This is a genomic window from Rhodopseudomonas sp. BR0G17 (assembly GCF_010907025.1).
Lineage (GTDB): Bacteria > Pseudomonadota > Alphaproteobacteria > Rhizobiales > Xanthobacteraceae > Rhodopseudomonas > Rhodopseudomonas palustris_H.
The window spans coordinates 1-460 of record NZ_QUML01000137.1 but is presented as its reverse complement, the minus strand read 5'-3'; the positions used below and the strand labels follow the sequence as shown (position 1 = coordinate 460).

General features: G+C 50.2%; 1 protein-coding gene. It reads right to left on the bottom strand.

Going from position 1 to position 460, the window contains the following annotated elements:
• The coding region (locus DY467_RS26340; protein ID WP_502706459.1) for an AfsR/SARP family transcriptional regulator at window positions 1-342 on the bottom strand (342 nt) is incomplete at its 3' end.
• Between the last annotated feature and the right edge of the window lie 118 nt (window positions 343-460).

The following is a 460-nucleotide window of genomic DNA, read 5'->3' as shown; positions in this document are numbered from 1 at the left end:
ACGACAATCTATTTCGACCATTGATAAGTCCAGTCCAAAACGGGCCTCATCGATCTGAAGTAGATCGCCGCAAGGGGCGCGTCGGAAGTTGCTGAGCAACTTGCGTAAACTTTGTCTGGCTTGGACCTCGCTATAACTCGTCCACAGTAAATTGGCCAATTGTCGCCGGGTTTCCGTTCCGAGCGGTGCCGCCGCGAGATAGGTGAGCAAGGCGCGGCTCTTTTTCGAAGTAATGGGGATCAATTCACCAGATCTATCAGACGATAGCTCGAAATGACCGAGAACTCGCAGTTTAAGAGCGAAGCCGCAAGCCACGGATGTGGTGTCGCTGGGCGAATTCATCTTATTGTTCAATCTCTCTATGGCAGCGATCGGTGAAATACTGAAAGTCCGGATGGAGCTTTCGGTCAATATCGGAAATTGAAGTGTAGCAAAACGGTAATAGCGCCTTGTTTGTGAC